This is a genomic window from Mesorhizobium sp. Root552 (genome assembly GCF_001427285.1).
GTDB lineage: Bacteria > Pseudomonadota > Alphaproteobacteria > Rhizobiales > Rhizobiaceae > Mesorhizobium.
Genome location: NZ_LMFV01000045.1, coordinates 245,016 through 263,475, shown reverse-complemented (window position 1 = coordinate 263,475; position 18,460 = coordinate 245,016). Strand labels below are relative to the sequence as shown.

Genomic DNA, 18,460 nt, shown 5'->3' with positions numbered 1-18,460 from the left:
GCTGCTTTCCTCTCTCCGCCTCGCGGGGAGAGGCGGCGACGACTCTCGAAAAGAGTGAACCCATGACCTCTGCTGTTTCCTTTCAGAAAGTCTCGCGCCATTTCGGCACGGTGCGCGCCGTTGATGCGGTCGACCTGGACATAGTTCCCGGCGAGTTCTTTGCCATGCTGGGGCCCTCCGGCTCGGGCAAGACGACGTGCCTCAGACTGATCGCCGGCTTCGAGCAGCCAACGGCAGGGTCGATCTCGATCTTCGGCGAGCGCGCCGAAGGCGTTCCGCCCTATCGGCGCAACGTCAACACCGTGTTCCAGGACTATGCGCTTTTCCCGCATCTCAACATTCTCGACAATGTCGCCTATGGCCTGATGGTCAAGGGCGTCGGCAAGGCCGAGCGCCACAAGGCAGCCGAGGATGCGCTGGCGCTGGTGCGGCTGCCCGGTTATGGCGAACGCCGCCCCGGCCAGCTTTCCGGCGGCCAGCGGCAGCGCGTGGCGCTGGCGCGCGCGCTGGTCAACCAGCCCAAGGTTTTGTTGCTGGACGAGCCGCTCGGCGCGCTCGACCTCAAGCTGCGCGAGAACATGCAGGAAGAACTGAAGTCGCTGCAAAAGGCGCTCGGCATCACCTTCATCTTCGTGACCCACGACCAGGGCGAGGCCCTGTCGATGGCGGACCGGGTCGCGGTGTTCAATGACGGCAAGATCATGCAGGTGGGCACGCCGCAGGATATCTACGAGCGGCCTGCCACGCGCTTCGTCGCCGATTTCGTCGGCTCTTCCAACGTGCTGCCACCGGATTTCGTGCAACGCTACTCCGGCCAGCGCCGCTGGGGCAGCCTGCGGCCCGAGGCGATCAGGGTCGGCAAGGCCACGCGCGGCGACGGTGTTTCGGCGCGGCTCGTTTCGGCCAATTATCTCGGTGCGACGACGCGGCTGGCACTCGACGCCGACGGCTTGCGGCTGCACGCCGTGGTGCCCGCCGGGACCAAGCTGCCGGAGGAAGGCGAAGCGTTGGTTCTGACCTTCAACCGCGACCAGCTTCATCTTATGGACGAGCCGGCATGAGCACGGCCGCCAACCAATACCGCGCCGCACCGGCTATCCTGCCGGCTGCAAGCGGCATTCGCGGCGTCTTGTCGGATGCGTTCTGGCGCAAGCCGAAGCTGTTGCTTTTCCTGATGCTGCTGCCGCCGGTCTTGTGGCTGGGCGTCGTCTATATCGGCTCGCTGTTCGCGCTTCTCCTGCAAAGCTTCTTCTCGATCGACGAATATTCCGGCCTGATCAAGCGCGAGTTCACGCTCAAGACCTATGGCGACCTTTTGCAGGCCGCCAATCTCGACATCATCCTGCGCACCGTCACCATGGCGGCGGCAGTGACGCTTGCCTCCATCGTCGTCGCGTTTCCCATCGCCTATTACGCAGCCCGCTATGCGCGCGGCCGCTGGAAGGCGCTGTTCTACCTTGCCGTGATGCTGCCCCTGTGGTCGAGCTACCTGGTCAAGGTCTATGCCTGGAAACTGATCCTCGCCAAGGAAGGCATCCTCACCTGGCTGTTTTCCAAGCTGAACCTTCTCTGGCTGCTCGACGGCTGGCTGTCGCTGCCCATCGTCGGCGGCAACTCGCTGTCGGTCTCCTTTACCGGCACCTTCATCGTCTTCGTCTACGTCTGGCTGCCGTTCATGATCCTGCCCATGCAGGCGGCGCTCGAGCGCGTGCCGGGCAACCTCATCGAGGCCTCGTCGGACCTTGGCGCGTCGCCACGGCAGACATTCTGGAACGTGCTGTTGCCGCTGGCGCTGCCCGGTATCGTCGCAGGCTCGATCTTCACCTTCTCGCTGACGCTCGGCGACTACATCATTCCGCAGATCATCGGCACATCGCGCCTGTTCATCGGACAGGCCGTCTACTCGCAGCAGGGCACGGCGGGAAACATTCCGCTGGCCGCCGCCTTCGCGGTGGTGCCGATCGTCATCATGGGGCTCTATCTCTGGATGGCCAAGCGCATGGGGGCCTTCGATGCGCTGTAATTTTTGTTTCCTGACCCCCACCCCTTGCCCCTCCCCGCAAGGGGGAGGGGGACTAGCCCCTCGCCGCCCTGTTAAAAACAGTCGACGGATTCTGCAGGATGGTGCTGCCGCAAAATTCCCCTCCCCCTTGCGGGGAGGGGTTAGGGGTGGGGGTGCCTTCAGGATGGTGCAGGGAGCTTGTCATGCGCTCTGACCGCAACCAGAAGACGCCGCTTGGCCTGAAGATCGCAGCCGGCCTCGGCCTCATCTTCCTGCATGCGCCGATCCTGCTGATCTTCGTCTATGCCTTCACCACCGAGGAGAAGAGCTACCAGTGGCCGCCGCCCGGCCTGACCACGCAATGGTTCGCGGTGACCTGGAACCGGCCGGACGTGTGGGAAGCGCTGTCGCTTTCGGTCAGGGTCGCAGCCATCTCGACCGCGATTGCGGTCGTGCTCGGCACGCTTTGCGCGGCAGCGGTCTCGCGCTCCAAGTTCTTCGGCCGCGAGACGGTGTCGCTACTCGTCATCTTGCCGATCGCGCTGCCCGGCATCATCACCGGCATTGCGCTACGCTCGGCGTTTGCGCTCACCGACATCCCGTTCTCGTTCTGGACGATCATCCTCGGCCACGCCACCTTCTGCGTCGTCGTCGTCTACAACAATGCCGTTGCCCGCTTCCGGCGCACCTCCGGCTCGATGATCGAGGCGTCGATGGACCTTGGTGCCGACGGCTTCCAGACCTTCCGCTATGTCGTCTTACCCAATATCGCGACCGCGCTGCTTGCCGGCGGCATGCTGGCCTTTGCGCTGTCATTCGACGAAGTCATCGTCACCACCTTCACCGCCGGCCAGCAGCAAACGCTGCCGATCTGGATGCTGGAGGAGTTGATCCGCCCGCGCCAGCGCCCGGTCACCAATGTAGTGGCAATGGTGGTGGTGCTGGTGACGCTGTTGCCCATCCTGCTTGCCTATTACCTCACCCGCGACGGCGACCAGATCGCCGGTTCGGGCAAATGATCCTGAAGGAGAGTTCCATGCATACCGAGATGCTGATCGGCTCGAAATTCCAGAAAGGCACCGAAACCGAGGAACCTATCCTTAATCCGAGAACGGGCGAGACGATCCTCAACCTGCCGGAGGCAAGTGCGGCGCAGATCGAGGCCGCGGTTGCCGCAGCCGAAAAAGCGTTCGGCACATGGTCGCGCACAACGCCTGCCCAGCGCGCCGGTTACCTGCTCAAGATCGCCGACCGCATCGAGGCCAACGCCGAGGCGTTCGCCAAGCTGGAGGCGCTCAACTGCGGCAAGCCGATCAATGCCGTGCTGAACGACGAAATCCCGGCAATCGTCGATTGCTACCGTTTCTTTGCCGGCGCGGTGCGGACCATGCCCGGACAGGTTGCCGGCGAATACCTGCCCGGCCACACCTCGATGATCCGGCGCGATCCCATCGGCATCGTCGCGTCCATCGCACCGTGGAACTATCCGCTGATGATGATGGCGTGGAAACTGGCGCCTGCCATTGCGGGCGGCAACACCGTCGTCTTCAAGCCGTCCGAACAGACGCCGCTGACCGCGCTGAAACTGGCGCGCATCCTGGCCGAAGTGCTGCCGGAAGGCGTGGTCAACGTGGTGCTCGGGCGCGGCGAGAGCGTCGGCAGCCCGCTGATCAACCACCCCAAGATCAACATGATCTCGATCACCGGCGACGTCGCCACCGGCAAGAAGGTGCTGCAGGCCGCCGCCAAGTCGGTCAAGCGCACGCATCTGGAACTCGGCGGCAAGGCGCCGGTCGTCGTGTTCGACGACGCGGACCTCGACGCGGTGGTAAACGGCCTGCGCGCCTTCGGCTACTACAATGCCGGGCAGGACTGCACCGCAGCCTGCCGCATCTACGCCGGCAAGAAGATCTACGACAAGCTTGTCGCCGACCTGTCGTCCGCCGTATCGACCATCAAGTACGACCATGCCGACGACACCGAAAACGAGATCGGGCCGCTGATCTCCAAGCGCCAGCGCGACCGCGTATCGAGCTTCGTCGAGCGGGCTTCGGAACTGAAGCACATCGAGATCACCACCGGCGGCAAGCCGGGCGCGGGCTCGGGCTTCTATTACCAGCCGACCGTGGTCGCTGGTGCCTTGCAGGAAGACGAGATCGTGCGGCGCGAAGTGTTCGGGCCGGTCGTCTCGGTGACGCGGTTCTCCGACACGGACGAGGCGGTGGCGTGGGCAAACGACAGCGACTACGGCCTTGCCTCGTCGGTGTGGACCAAGGACGTCTCGCGCGCCATGGCGACGGCGGCGCGGCTGCAATATGGCTGCACCTGGATCAACACGCATTTCATGCTGACCACCGAGATGCCGCACGGCGGACTGAAACAGTCCGGCTATGGCAAGGATATGTCGCTCTATGCGCTGGAGGACTACACGGCCGTGCGCCACGTCATGGTCGCGCACGGATAGAGCCAGGCCTCTCCCCCGGTGGGGGAGAGAACAATCGGCCGTTCAACATGGGAGGAGAAAGACCATGCACCGCCGCAAGTTCCTGACATCGGCATCCGTTGCCGCAGCAGTTTTCATCGCCGCGCCCGCCTTCGCGCAAGACGGCTCCAAGGCGGTTGTCGACGCTTACCTCGCCGCCTGGAACGCCCATGACTCGACCAAGGCCGCAAGTTACTTTGCCGACGACGTGACCTACTATGACGCCTCGGTCGGCACGCCGGTCACCGGCAAGGATGCCGCCAAGACCAACGTCATCGACAATTTCCTCAACGCCGCGCCCGATGCCGTGTGGAAAATGAAGGGCGATCCGGTGGTGCAAGGCGACCGCGTTTCGTTCGAATGGGAGTTTTCCGGCACCAATTCCGGTGACTGGGGCGACGGCACAAAGGCGACCGGCAAGACATTCTCGTTTGCCGGCGCGTCCATGTTTACGGTCAAGGACGGCAAGATTGCCAACCAAAGCGACTATTACGATGCGCTCGGCTTCTACAAGCAGCTCGGGCTGATGTAGGCGTTATTCCGAAAGACGCCGCCGGCGCTGGAACGCACCGGCGGCGAATTTGTGCGGATCGCTACTCCACGATCCTGAATATGTTCCACAGACTGGTGCCCGAGACGACATAGGGCTCCATTTCCTTGCCCCATTTGGCATGGGCGTCGATCTTGCCGATCTTGGCGAAGAACTCTTCCAGCTTTGCCAGGTTTTCCACCTCATGATGGGTTTCGATCGTCGCTTCGCGCGCACCGATCGAACCGGTCATGATCCTGAAGTTCAGATCCTCAATGCCGACCTGCGAGCCGATGTCGCGCTCCCATTTGCGCATCAGGTCTAGCACCGTCTGCTTGTGTCCGAACTTGGCGTCGATTTGCCATCTCGCGCTGAACATGATGTGCCCCCTTCACTCGTCCCAAGCCTGTACGACGGTCTGACGCGCAATACGGCCGTTCTTCAGTTCGACTACCGTTGCGCAATAGACCTTGGTGCCGTCGGGGTAGGCACAATTCTCGGTGAAGGCGAGCCGATCTCCCTCGGTTACGGAGGACTCGATCTTGTGGCTCATGGCGCGGCCGCAAATATCGTCCCAGAACGTGCTGATGGAGGCCTTGCCGCGTATTTCGCGCGGCTTGCTCGGCGGATTGTTGCGGTCGATCACCCGCACCACGGCATCGTCGGCGTAGAAGCCGGAGAGCATGGCTCCATCGCGTCCTTCGATGGCCTTCTTGATGCTGGTGCTGTTCACGGCGTCCTTGGTCTGAAGCATGATTTTCCTCCTGTTACCGCCCGTGTCGGGGGCCTTGCGGTTGAAAGCTCCGATTACTCGCCCTGCGGTGGTGTTGCAGCCGCAACCCGCCCGCGCCGATCATAGCAGAAAGCCATGCCGAAGGCAGGCTGGTATTTTAGCGAAAACAAATGTCTTTCGCGCGAGCCTGCGGGGCAGCGGCTGGAGAAAGCGGGCTCCGGATGCCGCAAGAATACGGTGCGCATCCACATATTTCAGCCGGCTATCTGTTTCCCCCTGGTCAATGCGGCGTTATGGGGAAGCAGTTCGCAAGTGACGAAAGGTCGAACATGCTTGGCTGGTTCAGGAAGCTTCTTCCGCGCGAGGACAAGTTCTTCGATCTGTTCGAGCGCCATTCACGAACCGTTGTCGGCGGAGCGGAAGCGCTCGAAAAACTGCTCGCCGGCAAGGATGTCGAGCGATGGGCAGGTGAAATCGTGCGCCTGGAAAACGAAGCCGACGCCATCACCGCCGAAGTGCTGCTTGCGGTTCGCCGTTCCTTCATCACGCCTTTCGACCGCAGCGACATCCAGGACCTGATCCAGTCGATGGATGACGCCATCGACATGATGCACAAGACGGTCAAGACCGTGCGCCTGTTCGAGAGGACGGAATTCGACCCCTTGATGCAGGAGATGGGAACGATGATCGCCGCCGCCGCCCGGCTTGTCGCGGAGGCAATCCCGCTGCTGGGCAAGGTGGGGCAAAACGTACCGCGCCTGACCGCGATTGCCCGTGAAATCAAGCAGCTGGAGGATCACTCGGACGACGTGCACGAGCTGGGGCTGAAGGATCTTTTTCATCGCCACTCCGGTAGCGACGCCATGTCGTTCATCGTCGGCAAGGAAATCTATAGCCAGCTCGAGAAGGTGGTCGACCGCTTCGAGGACGTCGCCAACGAGATCAGCGGCATTGTCGTCGAGAACGTCTAGGATGCGCGTCTGTTCAGATCATGGTGGCCTGCAAACGGCGGCATTGTGCGCTTCCGATGCTCATGTATCTGCACATACATTGCGCTTCGTTTCTCGAACGCCACCGTTTTCACCTCACCCTGATTTGAACACCCACACACCCTTTTAATTCCGATGGATGCCACCCTCGCCTTTCCCCTGCTGTTCGGCCTCATCGCGGTCGCGCTGTTCTTCGACTTCCTAAACGGGCTGCACGACGCCGCCAACTCGATCGCGACCATTGTCTCGACGCGGGTGCTGCGGCCGCAATATGCGGTGTTGTGGGCGGCTTTCTTCAATTTCATCGCTTTCCTTTTCTTCGGACTGCATGTCGCGGAAACATTGGGCAAAGGCATCATCGACGCCGACACGGTGACGCCGGCGGTGATATTCGCCGCGCTGACGGGCGCAATCGTCTGGAACGTCGTCACCTGGCTTGCCGGCATTCCGTCGAGCAGCTCGCACGCGCTGATCGGCGGCCTTGTCGGCGCAGGCGTGGCCAAGGCAGGCGGCGGCGCCATCGTGTGGTCGGGACTGCTCAAGACCACTTTCGCCATCGTGCTTTCACCGACGGTAGGCTTCCTGCTGGCGCTTTTCCTCATCCTGATCGTGTCGTGGCTGTTCGTGCGGCAGACGCCGTTTGCCGTCGACAGCAGCTTCCGCTTCCTGCAGTTCATTTCCGCTTCGCTCTATTCGCTTGGCCACGGTGGCAACGATGCGCAAAAGACGATGGGCATCATCGCCGTGCTGCTCTATTCGCAAGGCATGCTGGGCGACACCTTCTACGTGCCCCTGTGGGTCGTCCTGACCTGCCAGTCGGCGCTGGCGCTGGGCACGCTGTTCGGCGGCTGGCGCATCGTGCACACGATGGGTTCCAAGATCACGAGGCTGAACCCGATGCAGGGCTTCTGCGCGGAAACCGGCGGCGCGATTACGCTGTTTGCTGCCACCTGGCTCGGCATTCCCGTCTCCACCACACACACCATCACCGGCGCGATCATCGGCGTGGGAGCGGCTCSCCGCGTCTCCGCCGTGCGCTGGGGCGTGGCCAGCAGCATCGTCTGGGCCTGGGTGATCACGCTTCCCGCCACGGCGGCAATCGCCGCTGCGACCTTTTACCTGACGGAACTGCTTGGCTAGCTCGATCCCGGCATCGCCGCGGCCGACAAATCTGCGCTATCTCTTTGTTCCAGCGCATTTTCGGACGCAAAACCGCTTCACACTTTTGCCGGAAATGCTCTAACGTCCCGCCGGCTTGGAACAGCGGCGGATTTGCACTATCTCAGCCTCAGCCAAGCCATTTGAGGAACGAGCCATGCCCGCCGCGGAAAACGTCACAAAAGAAACCGTCATCGAACGCTTGAAGACGGTAAGCGGGCCAGATTTTTCCGGCAATATCGTCGACCTCGGGATGCTGTCCGATATCTTCATCGCAGACGGCAAGGTGTTTTTCTCCATAACCGTGCCGGCAGCGCGGGCGCAGGAGATGGAGCCGCTCAGGGCGGCTGCGGATCGTGTCGTCAAGTCAATCCCCGGCGTGACCGGAGCAGTGGTGACACTGACCGCCGAAAAGAGGGGCGGAGGCATGGAGGCTCCGGTACCGCCGCGTCCGCCCGTGCAGCGGCCAGCAGCCGCCGCTCCGCATGCGCCACACCCGGCTCCTGCCTCGCGCGCTTCCGGCAAGCGCGGCGTGCCCGGCATTGAAGCAATTATCGCCGTGGCCTCCGGCAAGGGCGGTGTCGGCAAGTCGACCACCGCCGCCAACATCGCCCTTGGCCTTGCCGCCAATGGACTGAAGGTCGGCATCCTCGATGCCGACATCTACGGCCCTTCCGTGCCGCGTCTTCTCGGCATCCATGGCAAGCCCGAAAGCGCCGACGGCAAAATCCTGAAGCCGTTGCAGAATTATGGCCTGAAGGCGATGTCGATGGGCTTTCTCGTCGACGAGGAAACGCCGATGATCTGGCGCGGGCCGATGGTCATTTCGGCACTGACGCAGATGCTGCGCGAGGTCGAGTGGGGACCGCTCGACGTGCTGGTGGTCGACATGCCGCCCGGCACCGGCGACGCGCAGCTCACCATGGCCCAGCAGGTGCCGCTGGCCGGCGCGATCATCGTTTCGACGCCGCAGGACCTTGCCCTGATCGACGCCCGCAAGGGCCTCAACATGTTCAGGAAGGTCGATGTACCGCTGCTCGGCATCGTCGAGAACATGAGCTATTTCATCGCGCCGGACACCGGCAAGCGGTACGATATCTTCGGTCATGGCGGCGCAAAGCGCGAAGCCGAACGCCTCGGGGTGACATTCCTTGGGGAAGTGCCGCTGGAGATGGGCATCCGCGAAAGCTCGGACAACGGCCGCCCGGTCGTCGCCGTCAAGCCGGATGGGCCAGAGGCGAAGATCTACCGCGCCATCGCCGCCAAGGTGTGGGAACGGCTGCAGGAAGAAAAGGGCGCCGCCGAAGCATCGACCCCGGCGATCGTGTTCGAATGATCAGGCGCCGTTGCTCACCTTCTCGTTGAAGGTCGAGAAAAACTCGCCGGCCAGTTTTTTCGAGGTCGAGGTGATCAGGCGGCTGCCCAACTGGGCGATCTTGCCGCCGACATCGGCCTTGGCTTCGTATTTGAGGATTGTCGTGCCCGGTCCGTCGGCGGTCAGCTTGACGTCGGCGCCGCCCTTGGCAAAGCCGGCAATGCCGCCCTTGCCCTCGCCCTGAATGGTGTAGGAGTACGGCGGGTTGAGGTTCTTCAAGGTCACCTCGCCGTTGAAAGTCGCCTTGATCGGCCCGATCTTCAGGACGACGGTTGCGGCAAGGTCGGTATCCGACTTCTTTTCAAGCGACTGGCAGCCGGGAATGCTTTCCTTCAGCACCGCCGGATCGTTGAGCGCCGCCCAAACCTTTTCCAGCGGAGCGGAAATACGTTCTTCGCCTTCGATCACCAGCGCCATGCGAGCCTCCCGATGCAACCTGACCGGAACGGTAACGCGCGATGATTGCGGTGTCTATTGCCAGAAAGAAGAGGCGAAGCGCCGACCTATCCGGCCAGTTGACCCTGAACGGCGTCCTGCAATCCGAGAATTTGCTCCCGGATCGCGGCATCCGGCAAGCCGCTCGACCGCAGATCGGCGACGATGCCGGCTATGCGCTCGCGCCAGAAGGAGTTGGCTGCCGGACCATGAACCGTCCGCAAGGCGTCTGCGATGGACTGGACGAGACAGGAACGGGAATGCAGGGGGAAAAGAATCACATTGCTCATGAACGCACAGTCAGATGACCATGGTTTATGAAGGGTAAACCGTACGAGCCTGTGTCTCAGTAGAAACTGACGGGGAAGTAGCGCAGGTAAAGCTCGGCAAAGACGCCCTTCTCCGAGATTTCCTGCAAGGCATAGTCGAACGCCGCTGCAAGCACCGGCTGGTCGACCTTGGCGGCAATCGACAGGCCCGTGCCGAGATATTCCGGCGCGATATAGGGACCGCCGCCAAAACGGCAGCAGTTTGCGGCATCTTCGCCAGCCAGCCAGAAAGAAAGCCGCATGCCGTCACCGAAGGCAGCATCGACCTTGCCAGCCTTGAGACCGGCATAGAGTTCTTCCGGTTTGGCGAAGGGCACGACTTTCACCGTGCCGAAATAGGCCTGAAGCATGTGCTCGTGCGCGGAACCAGCCAGCACGCCGACGGGCTTGCCCTGGATCTTGTCATAGATCGGCTCAGTCAAAGGCTTGGCCTTCGGCACGATGAAGCGGGCTGGAAACTGGAGATAGGGGCGCGAGAACACATATTTTTCACGCGTTTCAGCGGTCGCGGCAACGCCGGCTATGACCGCTTCGCCCTCGCCTCTCGCAAGCGCGCCCTCAAGCTCGGCCCAGGGCAGCGCCTCTATCTGGCATTTGTCGGCCATGCCGAGTTCGGCGCAGATCGCGCGCGCCAAATCGATGTGAAATCCGGACAGGCGGCCGCTGCCGTCGAGAAAATTGAAGGGCGGAAAGTCGGTCGTGGTCAGGAACCTGAGGCGCGGCAGGGCCGACAGATCCGGTTTCGGCAGCCGTTCCTTGGCATCCCAAAGCACAGGCACTTGCGGCGTTTGAGCTTGCGCCGCCCAGGCCGGCAACACAAGAACGGCCAAGGCAAGGACGATGGCCAGAAGTCCCCGAAACGTCACGAATCGCACTCCGTCTGCCGCAAACCAAGGTGGTTTTGATATGAAAAGCGCGCCGCGACAAGCTTTTGCGCCGTCATAGACTTAAGTCGCGTTGTTGTCCGATTAACGTAGTGATGCCACAATTTGCCTTACTATGTGCGGCTGCGGATAGCCCAAGGCGGTGAAATCTGCCACACTGTCCGACGGGAGTGCGAGACCGGCGCTGGAAGGATCGGGCGTCTAACTGATCCTCGAGTGAAAGAACGCCGGCTCTTTTGGAGATGTCTAGGTGAAGGGGCTATTCAGTTTCGGCAAGCCGGGACGGCATCGCTTTTCAATGCAGTATGGGTACAATGCGCGGCGTTCGTGGTGGCACGAGGTCAAGGCGCATGCGCATCTCGTGATTGCTGCGGTCGGAACGGCGGCCCTTCTGGCGGTAGCGGCAGTGGCGCTGTGGCTGGCCATGCCTGCAGGAGAGCGTCAGGCCTTCGCCGAAGCCAAGGTCGACCCCCAGCCGGCCATTGCGACCCCGGCCACCGAAGTTCCAACAACAGAGGCAGCGGCCGCCCAACCCGCTACGCAGCCCGAGCAGCCTCTCGAAACGGCCTCCGTTGCCGAACAGCCCGAAGCGCCGATAACGAAAACCGAGGTTCCTGAGCTGGACCCGCAAGCAGCGGCTGCGATCGCGGCCCCTGCAGTTGAAGGCGATCAGGACACCGCCCCGCCGATCGAAGCAGGGCAGGAATCTCCGCCACAGGAAATGCCGCTGGTTGCGGCCATTCCAACACCGCGGCCGACGTTCCCAAGCGAAGCGGCCAAGCCAGAGAAACCAGGCGAGGCAGGCGGCCAGATTTCCGGCCTTACGCTTAGGGCGGTCACCATGCGATCCGGTCCGAAAAGCGGCGCTTCGGCCATCGGCACCGTTCCCGCCAAGACCGCGATCGAAGTGATTTCGTGCGAAAAATGGTGCGAGATCGTCTACAAGGGCAAGCGCGGCTTCGTCTACAAGAGCTTCGTGCAACAGGACTGAACGCTCGCTCCCGCCTTTCGGCCGCGCTCAGATGCAGCGGCCACCATCCACTTCCAGCGCAACTCCGGTGATGAAGGCTGCCTCGTCGGATGCCAGCCAGAGTGCTGCATTGGCGATGTCGAGCGGGGTGGACAGGCGTCCAAGCGGAATGGAGGCGCGGAATTTCTCGCGGATTTCCGGCGTATCGGCACCCATGAACTTTTCGAGCATGCCGGTCTCTCCCGCGACCGGGCACAGGCAGTTCACCCGGATGTTGTGCGGTGCAAGCTCCACCGCCATCGACTTCGTCGCCGTGATCGCCCAGCCCTTGGAGGCGTTGTACCAGGTCAGGCCCGGGCGTGGCCTCAGGCCAGCCGTCGAGGCGGTGGTGAGGATGACGCCGCCACCCTGCCTCTGCATCGTCGGCACGACCGCTACGGCCGCGTGATAGATTGCCTTCATGTTGACGGCGGTGATGAGGTCGAAGGTCGCTTCATCCACGGCAAGCATGTCGCCATTCCGGTGGGTGTAGCCGGCATTGTTGATCATGATGTCGACGCGGCCGAAGGCGCTCTTGGCCGCATAGACCAGTTCCTCGACCTCGGCGCGCTGCGACACATCGGTGGTAACGGCGATTGCCGACTCGCCAATCTCCGTGGCCACGCGCTCAGCCCCCTTGGCGTTTAAATCGGCCACCGCCACCTTAGCGCCTTCCTCGGCAAAACGCCTGGCCATGCCTTCGCCGAAACCGGATGCCGCGCCGGTGACGATCGCAACCTTGTCCTTGAGTCTCATTTCGTCTTTCCAATCTGCAATGCACTTATCGGCGGGAACGCGAGCCTAGCCGTGATTGAACACGATGGTCTTGGTCGCGGACATATCATAGAGCGCCTCGAAACCCTTCTCGCGCCCGTGGCCGGACCGCTTGAAGCCGCCGAACGGCAGTTCGATGCCACCGCCGGCGCCATATCCGTTGACAAAAACCTGCCCCGAGCGAACCCGCTTGGCAACACGATGCTGCCGCGCGCCGTCCTTCGTCCAGACACCGGCGACGAGGCCATAGTCGGTGGAGTTGGCAAGGCGGACGGCGTCTTCTTCATCGTCAAAGGGAAACAGGGTCAGCACCGGCCCGAACACTTCCTCGCGGGCGATGACCGCATCGGGGTTCACCGAGCCGAACAAGGCCGGCGCGAAGTAGTAGCCATCGGCGGGCGCATCCTTGTGGACCGAACCCCGCGCCAGAACGCGGACGCCCGCTTTTTCCGCATCCGCGACCATAGCCGCAACGCGCTGGCGCTGCCTTGCATTGATCAGCGCACCGAGATCAAGGTCGGCGTCATGCGGCCCGGCGACAAGCTTCGAGAAGCGTTCGGCAAGCCCTGCCGCGACGTCCTCGTAAACGGTCCGCTCGATCAGCACGCGGCTGCCTGCCGAGCAGGTCTGGCCGCCATTCTGGATGATGGCGTTGACCAGCACCGGCATCGCCTTGTCGATATCGGCATCGGCAAAGACGATCTGCGGCGACTTGCCGCCAAGCTCCATGGTGACGCCGCGATTGTTGCCTGCCGCCGCCTGCTGGATAGCCGTACCGGTGGCGGGAGAGCCGGTGAAGGTGACGTAGTCGACGCCTGGATGCGCCGAAAGGGCGGCACCCGCCTCACGGCCATAACCGGTGATGACGTTGAACACGCCGGCAGGAAACCCGGCCTCCAGCGCCAGCTCCGCGATGCGTATCGCGGTGAGCGATGCGTCCTCGGCCGGCTTCACCACCAGCGTGTTGCCCATGGCCAGCGCAGCCCCCGCGACACGGGCAAGGATCTGCAGCGGGTAGTTCCACGGGATGATGCCCGCCACGACGCCATGCGGCTCGCGCAGCGTAAGCGCCGTATAGCCGTCGAGGAAGGGAATGGTGTCGCCGTGGATCTTGTCGCCGGCTCCGCCGTAGAACTCATAATAGCGCATCGTGGCCGCGACATCGGCGCGGCCTTGCCTGAGCGGCTTGCCGGTATCGCGTGCCTCAAGTGCGGCAAGCTCGCTGCCGTTTGCCTCGACCAAATGGCACAGCCGGGTCAAAAGCCGGCCGCGCTCGACCGCCGGCGTCTTCGCCCACGGCCCACTGTCGAAAGCCCGGCGCGCGGCTTCTACAGCGCGGTCGACATCTGCTGTGGCCGAGGCCGGGATCGATGCAAAGACCTTGCCCTCGGACGGGCACACCACATCTATGCGCTCACCCGAAACGGAATCGACCGGCTTGCCGTCGATGATCTGAAGGAAAGCACGGCCTTGTGCGACGGTTGTCGAAAGATGCGTTCCCATCTCCGATTCTCCCTTGGCTCGCTTTTGCCGGCCAGCTTATGATCGCGACGCGGCACGCCCTGAACTATCGCCTGCTACCACGCCACCCGCTTGGACCAGTAACGATGCCGCAGATGTGACACCATGGCACTGGTCAAATTAAATCGATTAGATTATATCCACGGCGGCACGATGAGCTGTGGCAACACGGACAAACCATGACAAGCCAGATCATACCTGTCGACCCTTTCGACTTCATCATTTTTGGTGGCACCGGCGACCTGGCGGAGCGCAAGCTTCTGCCGGCGCTGTACTATCGCCAGCGCGACCACCAGTTTTCCGAGCCGACCCGCATCATCGGCACGTCGCGTTCGAAGATGAGCGACGCGGAGTTCCGCGCCTTCGCCAAGAAAGCGATCCAGGAGCATGTCGCCAAGGAGGATCTCGACACGAAGGAACTGGACAAGTTCCTCGGGCGGATTTCCTACATCGCCGCCGATGCCCTGAGCGGCGAGGGATTCGACAATCTCAAGAAGGAGCTTGGCGACAGCGAGCGCATCCGCGCCTTCTATCTGGCGGTGGCGCCGGCACTGTTCGGCGAAATCTCGCACAAGCTCAAAGAACACAAGATGATCACGCCCAAGTCGCGGATCGTCGTTGAGAAGCCGATCGGGCGCGATCTCGATTCGGCCCATGCCCTGAACGACCTCATCGGCAAGGACTTCCACGAGGGCCAGATCTTCCGCATCGACCACTATCTCGGCAAGGAGACGGTGCAGAACCTGATGGCGCTGCGCTTTGCCAATGCGCTTTACGAGCCGCTGTGGAATTCCGCCCATATCGACCATGTCCAGATAACCGTTGCCGAGACGGTCGGTCTGGAAGACCGCGTCACCTATTACGACAAGGCCGGCGCGCTGCGTGACATGGTGCAGAACCACATATTGCAGCTTCTGTGTCTCGTCGCCATGGAAGCGCCAGCATCGATGGACGCCGATGCGGTGCGCGACGAAAAACTCAAGGTTCTGAGGGCGCTGAAACGCATCAACGGCAACGATGCGCCGAAACAGACGGTGCGCGGCCAATATCGCGCCGGCGCGTCCGCCGGCGGCCCGGTCAAGGGCTATGTCGAGGAACTGGGCAAGGAGAGCGACACCGAAACCTTCGTCGCCATCAAGGCCGAGATCGCCAACTGGCGCTGGGCCGGCGTGCCGTTCTACCTGCGCACCGGCAAGCGGCTGGCGTCGCGCGTTTCCGAAATCGTGATCGAGTTCAAGCCGATCCCGCATTCGATCTTCGGCGAGAATGCCGGGCCGATCTTCGCCAACCAGCTCGTCATCCGCCTGCAACCCGGCGAAGGCGTCAAGCAGTACATCATGATCAAGGACCCAGGCCCCGGCGGCATGCGCCTGCGGCAAATTTCGCTCGACATGAGTTTTGCCGCATCCTTCGACGGGCGCGCACCGGACGCCTATGAGCGGCTGGTCATGGACGTGATCCGTGGCAACCAGACGCTGTTCATGCGCCGCGACGAAGTCGAGGCCGCGTGGGCATGGATCGATCCGATCCAGCACGCCTGGGAGAGCGCGCGCCACGAGGCGCAAGGCTATACCGCCGGCACCTGGGGGCCATCGGCCTCCATCGCGCTCATCGAGCGTGACGGGCGCACCTGGCACGAGAGTGCCTGATGCTGAAGCCGGCCAGCTATGTGTGGAACGGGTTCGCCGAGCGCGCGGCGTTGGCGCAGGCCCTGGCGAAGACGACTTCCTCGCATCTGGACGAAGCAATTGCGCAACGCGGCGCAGCTTTTCTCGCGGTATCCGGCGGAACCACGCCCGCGCTGTTCTTCGCTGTATTGTCGAAGCAGAAGATTGATTGGGACAAGGTCGTCGTCACGCTGATCGACGAGCGCTTCGTGCCTGCCTCCTCGCCCCGTTCCAATGCCGGACTGGTGATGGCCAACCTATTGCAGAACGAAGCCGCGCCGGCTCGTTTCGTGCCGCTCTATCGGGATGACGCCGACATCGATCATGCGGCTCAATCCGACGATGTGGAACTTCGTTCCCTGCCCTGGCCGCTCGACGTCGCCGTCCTCGGCATGGGCATGGACGGCCATACGGCCTCGTTCTTTCCCGACGCTTCGGACCTGGAAACACTCCTCGACCCGGAATCGAAACGGATCGTGTTGCCGGTGCATGCGCCGAGCGCGGGTGAGCCGCGGCTGACGCTTGCCGCCGCGCGCATCGTCGAAGCTCGCTTCATCGCCCTGCACATCGAAGGCGCAGACAAACGCTCGGCGTTCGAGGCGGCGGCACAAGAAGGCGAAAAGCCCATCGGCGCAGTGATCGGCATGGCGCGAAGGCCGGTCGAGGTGTTCTGGGCGCCATAAAAGCGCAGGATTCGGCCGACGGTCGAAAGGACAAACGAGATGACAGCCAGATCAGATATCGAAGCCATCACCGACCGCATTCGCGAACGCTCGCGTGGCAGCCGTGAAACCTATCTTGGGCGCATAACGGACGCGGCCAGCCGCACCGCCAATCGCGCCGTGCTCGGTTGCGGCAACCTCGCGCATGGCTTTGCCGTGTGCAGCCCTTCCGAGAAGATCGCGCTCAGCGGCGACAAGGTGCCGAACCTCGGCATCATCACCGCCTATAACGATATGTTGTCGGCACACCAGCCGTTCGAGACCTATCCGCAACTGATCAAGGCCGCAGCGGCCGAGGCGGGCGGCATCGCCCAGGTGGCCGGCGGCGTTCCGGCAATGTGCGATGGCGTGACCCAGGGCCAGCCCGGCATGGAGCTGTCGCTGTTTTCGCGCGACGTCATCGCCATGGCGGCAGCGGTCGGGCTCTCGCACAACATGTTCGACGCTGCCGTCTTTCTCGGAGTCTGCGACAAGATCGTGCCGGGCCTTGTAGTCGCGGCGCTGACCTTCGGCCACTTGCCGGCGGTGTTCGTGCCGGCGGGACCAATGACCACCGGCCTGCCCAATGACGAGAAGGCCAAGGTCCGCCAGCTCTATGCCGAAGGCAAATGCGGCCGCGATGAACTTCTGGCGGCGGAATCGAAATCCTATCATGGACCGGGCACCTGCACCTTCTATGGCACCGCCAACTCCAACCAGATGCTGATGGAGATCATGGGGCTGCACACGCCCGGAGCCTCCTTCGTCAATCCGGGTACGCCGTTGCGCGAGGCGCTGACCAAGGAAGCGGCGAGGCGGGCGCTTGCCATCACCCAACTCGGCAACGCCTATACGCCGGTTGGCCGCATGATCGACGAGCGCGCTATCGTCAACGGCGTGGTCGGCCTGCATGCCACAGGCGGTTCCACCAACCACACCATCCATCTGGTCGCGATGGCGGCGGCCGCCGGCATCAAGCTGACCTGGCAGGATATTTCCGACCTGTCGGAAGCCGTGCCGCTGTTGGCGCGGGTCTATCCGAACGGCCTCGCCGATGTGAACCATTTCCAGGCGGCTGGAGGCATGGGCTTCCTGATCCGCGAACTGCTCGATGCCGGACTTCTGCATGACGATGTCCAGACGGTGTGGGGCGAAGGGCTCGGCGCGTATTCGGTTGAGGTCAAGCTCGGCCCGGACGGTTCCGTGCTGCGCGAGGACGCACCCGCCCAAAGCGGCGACGAGAAGGTTCTGGCGCCGGTCGCCAAGGCGTTCCAGCCGAGCGGCGGCCTCAAGGTGCTTTCCGGCAATCTTGGCCATGCCATCATCAAGACCTCGGCGGTGAAGTCCGACCGGCGTATCATAGAAGCGCCTGCGCGCGTGTTCGACAGCCAGCAAGGGCTGAACGATGCCTTCAAGGCCGGGCAGCTGACAGGCGATTTCATCGCCGTCATCCGCTTCCAGGGTCCGAGGGCCAACGGCATGCCGGAACTGCACAAGCTGACGACCGTTCTCGGCGTGCTGCAGGATCGCGGCCAGCGCGTTGCCATCGTCACCGACGGGCGCATGTCGGGCGCATCCGGCAAGGTGCCCGCGGCGATCCACGTGACGCCGGAAGCACTGGAAGGCGGCATTATCGGCAAGATCAACGAAGGCGACATCGTGCGCCTCGATGCCGAGGCGGGCACCCTCGACGTTCTCGTGTCGGCGGCCGAACTGGTGCTGCGGCCCTCAGCCGAAGCCGACCTGAGCGGCAACGAGTTCGGCTTCGGGCGCGAATTGTTTGCCGGCTTCAGGCATCTCGTCAGCCACCCTGACCAAGGTGCAACTGCCTTCAGCGCGGCGGCATAGCCGTTTTTCACCCAACAAAAGGGC

General features: G+C 62.9%; 19 protein-coding genes. 12 read left to right on the top strand and 7 right to left on the bottom strand.

All coding sequences use genetic code 11. The features are described from left to right. The first annotated feature begins 62 nt into the window (after window positions 1–62). From ASD50_RS16305 to ASD50_RS16285, 5 genes are all read left to right on the top strand, one after another. Window positions 63–1,061 (top strand): ABC transporter ATP-binding protein, encoded by a 999-nt coding sequence (locus ASD50_RS16305; RefSeq protein WP_056243277.1) that lies wholly within the window; start codon window positions 63–65, stop codon window positions 1,059–1,061. After that, window positions 1,058–2,023, top strand: coding sequence for an ABC transporter permease (locus ASD50_RS16300; RefSeq protein WP_056243274.1), 966 nt, complete (start codon window positions 1,058–1,060; stop codon window positions 2,021–2,023). Before ASD50_RS16305 ends, ASD50_RS16300 begins: the two co-directional genes overlap by 4 nt. A 182-nt stretch (window positions 2,024–2,205) precedes the next feature. Further along, entirely contained in the window at window positions 2,206–3,021 is an 816-nt protein-coding gene (locus tag ASD50_RS16295; RefSeq protein ID WP_056243272.1) for an ABC transporter permease, read from the top strand. A 17-nt stretch (window positions 3,022–3,038) separates the two neighbouring features. Next, the gene (locus ASD50_RS16290) at window positions 3,039–4,466 is read left to right on the top strand and encodes a gamma-aminobutyraldehyde dehydrogenase (protein WP_056243798.1); all 1,428 of its coding nucleotides are present in this window, start codon (window positions 3,039–3,041) and stop codon (window positions 4,464–4,466) included. A 64-nt stretch (window positions 4,467–4,530) separates the two neighbouring features. Next, complete coding sequence (locus ASD50_RS16285) at window positions 4,531–5,016, top strand: ester cyclase (protein WP_056243270.1); 486 nt, start codon at window positions 4,531–4,533, stop codon at window positions 5,014–5,016. A 61-nt stretch (window positions 5,017–5,077) separates the two neighbouring features. Here ASD50_RS16285 and ASD50_RS16280 read toward each other — a convergent pair whose 3' ends face one another. Then, window positions 5,078–5,392: a hypothetical protein gene (locus ASD50_RS16280; RefSeq protein ID WP_056243267.1), complete on the bottom strand. Its 315-nt coding sequence runs from the start codon at window positions 5,390–5,392 to the stop codon at window positions 5,078–5,080. Window positions 5,393–5,404: 12 nt separating this feature from the next. After that, window positions 5,405–5,767, bottom strand: coding sequence for a nuclear transport factor 2 family protein (locus ASD50_RS16275; RefSeq protein ID WP_056243266.1), 363 nt, complete (start codon window positions 5,765–5,767; stop codon window positions 5,405–5,407). Between the two features lie 308 nt (window positions 5,768–6,075). On the opposite strand from ASD50_RS16275, the gene ASD50_RS16270 reads away from it, so the two are divergent. The 3 genes from ASD50_RS16270 to ASD50_RS16260 all read left to right on the top strand — a co-directional run bounded on the left by ASD50_RS16270 (window position 6,076) and on the right by ASD50_RS16260 (window position 9,229). Then, entirely contained in the window at window positions 6,076–6,717 is a 642-nt protein-coding gene (locus tag ASD50_RS16270; protein WP_056243793.1) for a DUF47 domain-containing protein, read from the top strand. Between the two features lie 153 nt (window positions 6,718–6,870). Then, window positions 6,871–7,875 carry an inorganic phosphate transporter gene (locus ASD50_RS16265; protein WP_056243264.1) on the top strand — a complete coding sequence of 335 codons (1,005 nt, stop codon included), beginning with the start codon at window positions 6,871–6,873 and terminating at the stop codon, window positions 7,873–7,875. Between the two features lie 175 nt (window positions 7,876–8,050). After that, window positions 8,051–9,229 (top strand): Mrp/NBP35 family ATP-binding protein, encoded by a 1,179-nt coding sequence (locus tag ASD50_RS16260; RefSeq protein ID WP_056243261.1) that lies wholly within the window; start codon window positions 8,051–8,053, stop codon window positions 9,227–9,229. On the opposite strand, the gene ASD50_RS16255 is transcribed toward ASD50_RS16260, so the two are convergent. From ASD50_RS16255 to ASD50_RS16245, 3 genes are all read right to left on the bottom strand, one after another. After that, window positions 9,230–9,685 (bottom strand): SRPBCC family protein, encoded by a 456-nt coding sequence (locus tag ASD50_RS16255; RefSeq protein ID WP_056243259.1) that lies wholly within the window; start codon window positions 9,683–9,685, stop codon window positions 9,230–9,232. 86 nt (window positions 9,686–9,771) lie between these two features. Further along, on the bottom strand, window positions 9,772–9,993 hold the full coding sequence (locus tag ASD50_RS16250; protein WP_056243257.1) for a DUF6074 family protein: 222 nt from the start codon (window positions 9,991–9,993) through the stop codon (window positions 9,772–9,774). A gap of 56 nt (window positions 9,994–10,049) precedes the next feature. Next, entirely contained in the window at window positions 10,050–10,880 is an 831-nt protein-coding gene (locus ASD50_RS16245) for a transporter substrate-binding domain-containing protein (RefSeq protein WP_413813901.1), read from the bottom strand. 286 nt (window positions 10,881–11,166) lie between these two features. Here ASD50_RS16245 and ASD50_RS16240 point away from each other — a divergent pair, with 286 nt between their 5' ends. Then, window positions 11,167–11,907: an SH3 domain-containing protein gene (locus tag ASD50_RS16240; protein WP_082549701.1), complete on the top strand. Its 741-nt coding sequence runs from the start codon at window positions 11,167–11,169 to the stop codon at window positions 11,905–11,907. Between the two features lie 27 nt (window positions 11,908–11,934). Here the strand turns inward: ASD50_RS16240 and ASD50_RS16235 are convergent, their stop codons facing one another. Then, window positions 11,935–12,681, bottom strand: coding sequence for an SDR family oxidoreductase (locus tag ASD50_RS16235; protein WP_056243252.1), 747 nt, complete (start codon window positions 12,679–12,681; stop codon window positions 11,935–11,937). 45 nt (window positions 12,682–12,726) lie between these two features. Then, window positions 12,727–14,202, bottom strand: coding sequence for an aldehyde dehydrogenase family protein (locus ASD50_RS16230; RefSeq protein WP_056243249.1), 1,476 nt, complete (start codon window positions 14,200–14,202; stop codon window positions 12,727–12,729). Window positions 14,203–14,399: 197 nt separating this feature from the next. Between ASD50_RS16230 and zwf the strand changes: the two genes are divergently transcribed. From zwf to edd, 3 genes are read left to right on the top strand one after another with little or no spacing between them, the layout of a single operon-like run. Continuing rightward, complete coding sequence (gene zwf / locus ASD50_RS16225) at window positions 14,400–15,869, top strand: glucose-6-phosphate dehydrogenase (protein ID WP_056243246.1); 1,470 nt, start codon at window positions 14,400–14,402, stop codon at window positions 15,867–15,869. After that, on the top strand, window positions 15,851–16,570 hold the full coding sequence (pgl, locus tag ASD50_RS16220) for a 6-phosphogluconolactonase (RefSeq protein ID WP_056243245.1): 720 nt from the start codon (window positions 15,851–15,853) through the stop codon (window positions 16,568–16,570). Before zwf ends, pgl begins: the two co-directional genes overlap by 19 nt. Before the next feature lie 39 nt (window positions 16,571–16,609). Further along, on the top strand, window positions 16,610–18,436 hold the full coding sequence (edd, locus tag ASD50_RS16215) for a phosphogluconate dehydratase (protein WP_056243242.1): 1,827 nt from the start codon (window positions 16,610–16,612) through the stop codon (window positions 18,434–18,436). The last annotated feature ends 24 nt before the right edge of the window (window positions 18,437–18,460 follow it).

Excerpts from the sequence above, each read along its gene's own strand:
- ASD50_RS16305 (WP_056243277.1), top strand. The coding sequence starts at position 63 with ATGACCTCTGCTGTTTCCTTTCAGAAAGTCTCGCGCCATTTCGGCACG.
- ASD50_RS16300 (WP_056243274.1), top strand. The coding sequence starts at position 1,058 with ATGAGCACGGCCGCCAACCAATACCGCGCCGCACCGGCTATCCTGCCG.
- ASD50_RS16295 (WP_056243272.1), top strand. The coding sequence starts at position 2,206 with ATGCGCTCTGACCGCAACCAGAAGACGCCGCTTGGCCTGAAGATCGCA.
- ASD50_RS16290 (WP_056243798.1), top strand. The coding sequence starts at position 3,039 with ATGCATACCGAGATGCTGATCGGCTCGAAATTCCAGAAAGGCACCGAA.
- ASD50_RS16285 (WP_056243270.1), top strand. The coding sequence starts at position 4,531 with ATGCACCGCCGCAAGTTCCTGACATCGGCATCCGTTGCCGCAGCAGTT.
- ASD50_RS16280 (WP_056243267.1), bottom strand. The coding sequence starts at position 5,392 with ATGTTCAGCGCGAGATGGCAAATCGACGCCAAGTTCGGACACAAGCAG.
- ASD50_RS16275 (WP_056243266.1), bottom strand. The coding sequence starts at position 5,767 with ATGCTTCAGACCAAGGACGCCGTGAACAGCACCAGCATCAAGAAGGCC.
- ASD50_RS16270 (WP_056243793.1), top strand. The coding sequence starts at position 6,076 with ATGCTTGGCTGGTTCAGGAAGCTTCTTCCGCGCGAGGACAAGTTCTTC.
- ASD50_RS16260 (WP_056243261.1), top strand. The coding sequence starts at position 8,051 with ATGCCCGCCGCGGAAAACGTCACAAAAGAAACCGTCATCGAACGCTTG.
- ASD50_RS16255 (WP_056243259.1), bottom strand. The coding sequence starts at position 9,685 with ATGGCGCTGGTGATCGAAGGCGAAGAACGTATTTCCGCTCCGCTGGAA.
- ASD50_RS16250 (WP_056243257.1), bottom strand. The coding sequence starts at position 9,993 with ATGAGCAATGTGATTCTTTTCCCCCTGCATTCCCGTTCCTGTCTCGTC.
- ASD50_RS16235 (WP_056243252.1), bottom strand. The coding sequence starts at position 12,681 with ATGAGACTCAAGGACAAGGTTGCGATCGTCACCGGCGCGGCATCCGGT.
- ASD50_RS16230 (WP_056243249.1), bottom strand. The coding sequence starts at position 14,202 with ATGGGAACGCATCTTTCGACAACCGTCGCACAAGGCCGTGCTTTCCTT.
- zwf (WP_056243246.1), top strand. The coding sequence starts at position 14,400 with ATGACAAGCCAGATCATACCTGTCGACCCTTTCGACTTCATCATTTTT.
- edd (WP_056243242.1), top strand. The coding sequence starts at position 16,610 with ATGACAGCCAGATCAGATATCGAAGCCATCACCGACCGCATTCGCGAA.